This window comes from Salinivibrio sp. ML198 (assembly GCF_001996015.1).
Classification (GTDB): Bacteria; Pseudomonadota; Gammaproteobacteria; order Enterobacterales; family Vibrionaceae; genus Salinivibrio; species Salinivibrio siamensis.
On sequence record NZ_MUEZ01000036.1, the window covers coordinates 1 to 6,081 of the forward strand.

At 35.0% G+C, this 6,081-nt stretch carries 4 protein-coding genes; 3 read left to right on the forward strand and 1 reads right to left on the reverse strand.

The window, feature by feature from the left end:
- Positions 1-254 precede the first annotated feature (254 nt).
- From BZG25_RS15480 to BZG25_RS15490, 3 genes are read left to right on the forward strand one after another with little or no spacing between them, the layout of a single operon-like run.
- Complete coding sequence (locus tag BZG25_RS15480) at positions 255-1,244, forward strand: ComEC/Rec2 family competence protein (protein WP_077639358.1); 990 nt, start codon at positions 255-257, stop codon at positions 1,242-1,244.
- Positions 1,237-2,697: a hypothetical protein gene (locus BZG25_RS15485; protein WP_077639359.1), complete on the forward strand. Its 1,461-nt coding sequence runs from the start codon at positions 1,237-1,239 to the stop codon at positions 2,695-2,697. The genes BZG25_RS15480 and BZG25_RS15485 overlap by 8 nt, the downstream gene beginning before the upstream one ends.
- On the forward strand, positions 2,694-5,216 hold the full coding sequence (locus BZG25_RS15490; RefSeq protein ID WP_077639360.1) for a DEAD/DEAH box helicase: 2,523 nt from the start codon (positions 2,694-2,696) through the stop codon (positions 5,214-5,216). Before BZG25_RS15485 ends, BZG25_RS15490 begins: the two co-directional genes overlap by 4 nt.
- 603 nt (positions 5,217-5,819) lie before the next feature.
- Here BZG25_RS15490 and BZG25_RS15495 read toward each other — a convergent pair.
- The coding region (locus BZG25_RS15495; protein WP_131826121.1) for an aminotransferase class III-fold pyridoxal phosphate-dependent enzyme at positions 5,820-6,081 on the reverse strand (262 nt) is incomplete at its 5' end.

The window sequence follows — 6,081 nt, forward strand, 5'->3', positions numbered from 1 at the left end:
GCTCTATCACGCCAATTGCGCCAAGCACACGCACGTCCGCCACACACTCGAGGGCGCGAGCAGGCGCTAAGCCGGTTTTTAGCTGCTTCTCGATGTGCGCGACGGTCTGCGGCCAGTCACTTTCTAGCAAGGTGTCTCGCTAGATATGACTTGCAGTTTCCGTGTATGAAGCTTGATATATTGTGTGACAACATTTACCAAAGAGTTTGCGTTTGCTAATCTCTAACCATGAACTTATGTAACTTATTGAATAAATGAATATTGATATACTTGACGCAGGGCATGGTGACTGTTTACTAGTAACTTGTGGTGAAACTTTTATACTGGTTGATTCAGGGCCAAAATCGTTGAAAGTACGAAAGGCTTTGATTCAAAGGTTAAAAAATATTTTGCAGGGTAAAAGTATTGATTTAGCTATAGTCACACACAATGATGATGATCATATTGGTGGATTTAAGTATATCATTGATAGTGGAATTTTAATAAAAAAATTTATTTTTAATAGCTTGGATTTGGTTGCAAAAATTTTTAAGGGCATTTCGAAAAGTAAGAAAATATCTTTTCGTCAGGATATACAGCTTCAGAATCTGCTAAAAGATCTCGGTATAAATGTATGTACTTTTAAATATGAAGATGCTGTAGTGAATCTTAATGGGATAAGATTAACGCCTCTAACTCCTAATGATAATATACTATCTAAACTACACTCTAAAGCAGATAACGCTCGAAGAAATAAAAAAATATCGAGTTTTAATTACGTAGAGCCGTCTATTTCAAGTTGTCTCAAAGATATAAAAGCAGACAGCGACACATTCGTTGAAGATAGCTCAATCACTAATAAATCAAGTATATCTTTTGTTCTAGAGTTTTTAGGTATACGAGCACTATTTTTGGGAGATAGCCACCCGACAGATGTAATTCATGCTTTAAAATGTAAAAATCAAGTTGATAAGCCATTTAATGTTGTAAAAATTTCACATCACGCGAGTGAAAAAAATACTAATAGAGAATTGTTAGAATTGATCGGAAAAAGTGATTACATAATATGCGCAGACAAATCGCACCATGGACATCCAAATAATAAGACCATCAGTAGGATCATTAGTTTCGACCAGAGTGCTAAGTTTCATGTTAGCGGAGGCAATGAAAACATTAGAACGGTTTTCTCAGCATGTGTAGAGCTTGGTTTTCCTATTTCGGTTACTTACCCTAGTAATGGTGTGAATCGGGTGATATATGAGTAGACGGAATGCCGTTAAAATTAAAACATCAATATCAGAATCCAGTGGATATCACTTTAGGTCAAGTGTTGATGATAGCTCTTATGTTATTGCTTCCAAACATGGTTTATGCCATTTAATAAATGATTGTGTTCCTTACAATGATGGGGATCCCGATTGTTGTAAATCGTGTGGTGTGAAACTAAAGTTAGATGAAGTTAAATTTCACAAGCAAAAGGGAGCAGCCCTTACCGCAGAAAGTGTTTATTCATTCCCAAATAATGACCTTGCTATAGTAAAAGTCAAAGAAAAAAGCTTCACACCATTAAAAATAGGAAAACTAAAAGATAATACTGGTTTATTTACAGCATTTGGATATAAGGCAGAAGTTACTGATATAACTAGGCTTCTCCTAAACTCTCCAGAGATTGAAGGGAAAGATTGCTATTTCAATATAGAAAGTAATCCCATAACTGAATTAGTTGAGAAAAGTGAAGGTTTTGATGGTATATCAGGTTCACTAATTATAGACCGAAATATGACAGATATTCCTATTGCTTATTCTGTTATAACGACAAATGAAGAATCAAATGATTTATTAGGAGAGGTGCTTTACGATATTGATTTTGATGAGTTACATCATTTTTTTGGTACAAAAATTTTCTCAAATAACTTTAAAAAAATTAAACTAGACACTAGTTTCAAAAAATGCTTTAAAGAAATATCTAAAGTTCTTGTAGACGAAAACCTTATCGTCTCAGTATTAGTTCCTGCTAAAGTTGGGCATCCTTATTTTAACTTAAATCCGATTGCTAAGTCATTGACTGGTGAATTTGAAGCAATTTTAGGGCATAATAATGAAAACAAATCGATGCTTACAGTATCCGCATTACGCATACTAGAACAAAAAAAAGAACTACAACCAGCATATAAGCTACTTGCTAGCCGTATCGTAGAGTCGATGATGAATGCACCACACATATACTCAACGTATATTGATCATTCTTATTACCACCATGTGCATCTGTTAAATGATTCTGAAAATGGAGTAGAGTTTGTTGTATCTAGCTATGGTGGTGAAGGTGATCTAATAGAACAACTGAATAATGTACTTGGGCAAATGGTTTACCAAATAAATCATTATGCATTTGATGCGAAATTGATTTCTGAGAGAGCATTTCTTGAAGTTAAATATACACAGGAAGAGTGTGAAGTATTATATGATATTTTGTTTGGTGAACATGATGAATTCATCGAAAATCTGTCTATAATATACTGTATAGATTTACAGTCTTGCTCGATACCAAGGCATACGTCATTAGAAGAATATATTAAGTCTATGGTTAAAGAAACGATTGATAATATAGATAAAAGTATTATAGAAGCTATAAATCAAGGTTTGAATGTAAACTTATATGTGTTGCCGATGAACAAAAGCAATGAGCTGACGGAGCTTGTGGAGAATTTACTTAAATGAGTGTTAATGCAGTAGATTATATTTGTGATCGTATCGTAAATAGCGATAATTTTGAACTTAGTTATGAGAAGCTATTTTTAACAATTTCACGAAATCGATTCAATGACTATGCTACGAACCCAATCTCCAATAGCGAATATAAAACGTTATTAAAGTACTCAGATTTTCTATCAAACTCAAAGAGTAGTTTTCATAGAAGCTTATCGCTAAAAATTATTTCATCGCTATATGAGTTATATAATAATGAACCAAACTGCCAGTTAATTATTAAATCAGTTTTGAATAAGTTTGGTCTATTTTCTGCTGAAGAAAAATTTATCGATAATAGTCTTTGCTTACCAATTAGTGTCGAGTTTTCTAGTAGTTATAGAAAAATGAATCAACAAATTGGTAGTACTGATAATATTTTCACAAATGCTCAATTTGAAATCTATCAGTCTATTTTAAATAATTTACACTTTAGCTTTTCTGGGCCAACTTCTCTAGGTAAATCATTTTTATTAAAAAACACAGCGATAGATTTAACCAAGACTTTAAATAATATAGTTTTCATATTACCCACAAAAGCACTTTTAGAAGAGTACTTAATAGATATTAGGCTGCTTTTATCTCAAAGAAACATCGAAAACGTAAACGTCACAAAGTCAGTGACTGGTTTTTCAATATTTGAGAAAAATATATTAATATTCACGCAGGAGCGATATAATAGTTTTCTTTTTGAAAAATCCTATTCAGATATTGTTATCGATGTTTTATTTGTTGATGAGGCACACAAATTAGCAGATAAAAGAAGTAAGAGATCAATTACTTTGTTTAAAGTTGTTAGGCGGACGATAGATATATTCCAGAACGCTAAAATCGTTTTTTCAAGCCCGGTAATTTCGAATCCTGAAATGTTTTTTACGACGTTTGATTTAGATAAAAACTCAAAAAGCTTGGTTGTCACAGAAAGCCCAGTAACGCAAAATCTATACTTTTCTAATATTAAGAATGGTGAATTTAGATACTTTGATAATGTAAAGAAAGATATCTATACCTTTAAACCAGAACGTAACTATAAAAATGCTTTTGATTTAATTAGCTCTGTAGGACAATCTTCTCACTCAAACTTGGTCTTTATATCAAGTAAAATAGAGAGTGTAAAGAAATGCGGAGAATTCATTGAGTATATGATAAATAATAAGCACCTTCAGGAAACTAAAGACGAAGAGCTTATAAGTGAATCTGAGTTTATAGCAGATTTTATCCATAAGGAATTCATACTTGCCAAATACTTGAGGTATGGAATTGCGCTACATAATGGTTCATTGCCAATTTTTATTAGAAAGCGCATAGAAGATCTCTATGCTCGTAAAAAAATAAAATATATATTTTGTACTTCAACTCTTTTGGAGGGAGTCAATTTACCTACACAAAATGTATTTATTTACCCCTTCAACAAAACAACACTTAGGGATGCAGAAAAGTGTAATTTAGATTTCTGGAACTTAGCTGGTAGAGCTGGAAGATATAGAAATGAGCTGTCTGGGAACATTATTTGCATTGGAGACTATGAGAATAGTTGGAAGATCGTAGAGGAACGTGCTAAAGAGAACAAAAATGTCAACATTGATGATGGTATTGTGTCTCTACTTTCCAAGCATATAAAAATCATTAACTATCTTTCTGGTAAAACAAAAAAACCTGATAAAAGCATTAAAGAACTAAGTGCTCTTATATTGTCAGAAGTTATGGAGTTTACTAAAACTGGAGAAGTAGGCAGTTTACTTCTCCGTTTTAAAAGTGATATTAGAAAAAGAATAATCTCCACGTCGATAGAACACTTAGAACGAAAGTCTATATCAGATATCGACACTACAGCATTTTCTAGTAACCATAATTTTGATAGTGATCTTCAAGCAAAGGCACACCAATTCGCTAGAGATAAGAATAATGCTTTAAAATCTTTATCGAAAGAAGATGTATCAAAATACTTAACTGCAATTAACGAAATATATAGTATTCGAAAAACAAAAGATTCCCTTCAGCAGCTTATAAATGTTGTATATTCATGGCTGATGGGCTCACCCTTATCTGTAATTATTGCCAACAGTATCAAGTACGGTAAAACTGTAAGAGATCCTGAAACGTATAGATGGGTTGACTTTAACTCAAATGATCCTTCGCATCTTAATCAGAAAATTATTGAAACAATCAACTGTATTGAGAGCGAAGTGACTTTTCAATTAGAGAGTTGCTGTTCGCACTTTTATCAGTTAACTAAGTCAATACATGGCGAATCAAAATCTGGACGTAATTTAGCTCCTTTTTTGGAGTACGGCACAATGGACCCACGAGAAGCGGAGCTTCAGGATTACGGTTTTTCAAGGTTAGCGGCGAGTGAAATTGTAAAACGATATAAAGACTGTGTAACCTTTTCTAGTGATAAAAATAAGTTACAAGTGAATGTTCGAAAATTAGCCTATTTAACAGGTGAGCGCAGCCTAATACGTAAAGAATTAACTTGGCTTTCAAAGTGAAAAATATAGAGTAGACAAAGATTTTTGATTAGGTTTGTCTGCTCAATTGAGCTACTATTAGCAGTAACTCAGGCTAGCGTCCGATAAACTAGTCCTGCTTTACTAGCATAATATAAAGCGTTTTCTAGTTTTTCAGAAGCTGAGTCACCAGCCTGAAAGTCGAGATTATTCTTGTTAGTCTTATCGGCTAGGAAGTTACCGAGTTTACCATCGAGATCTTTTGATGAAAAACACTACGACTGTGATCGGAGGATACTCTCCCAAGTTCAACTCCATATCACAGGCAGTATTCGTTTATCATGTCGTCGTCAGTTTGCAAGCCAAGCGATAGAGCAGAATCGATAATGACCTAGTGTACTCACACGAGCAAAAACTTGTATCTTCTGTATTCTTATAAAGCTCTCATCATTTTTATCATGTTAGCACAATTAGACTTTAGCTTGCCGACGTCTCCAAAGGCACCACCGAAACATAAATCTCGCCTAGGTCGGCATAAGCGCTAGCACGATGCTAATAAGTATCATAATATGGGCCGCGCGCCCGTTGCACGGCGCCATCGGACACTGGGGGCAAATTTGGCATCGAGCGTGACTGACGCCTTGTCTACTCACCAAAAAACTGCTTAATTGCGGTGATCATGCCTCGGGTGAGTTGGTGGAGTTGGTCGTCGCGGATGCAATAGGGTGGCATTACATACACCAGTTTGCCGAAGGGGCGGACCCAAATACCTTGGGCGGTCATTAAGGGCTGAATATCGGCCAGGTTCACCGGATCGGTCAGCTCTATCACGCCAATTGCGCCAAGCACACGCACGTCCGCCACACACTCGAGGGCGCGAGCAGGCGCTAAGCCGGTTTTTAGCTGC

What these genes read in the sequence shown, in the direction of transcription:
- BZG25_RS15480 (WP_077639358.1), top strand. Translation starts at nt 255, where the DNA reads ATGAATATTGATATACTTGACGCAGGGCATGGTGACTGTTTACTAGTA.
- BZG25_RS15485 (WP_077639359.1), top strand. Translation starts at nt 1,237, where the DNA reads ATGAGTAGACGGAATGCCGTTAAAATTAAAACATCAATATCAGAATCC.
- BZG25_RS15490 (WP_077639360.1), top strand. Translation starts at nt 2,694, where the DNA reads ATGAGTGTTAATGCAGTAGATTATATTTGTGATCGTATCGTAAATAGC.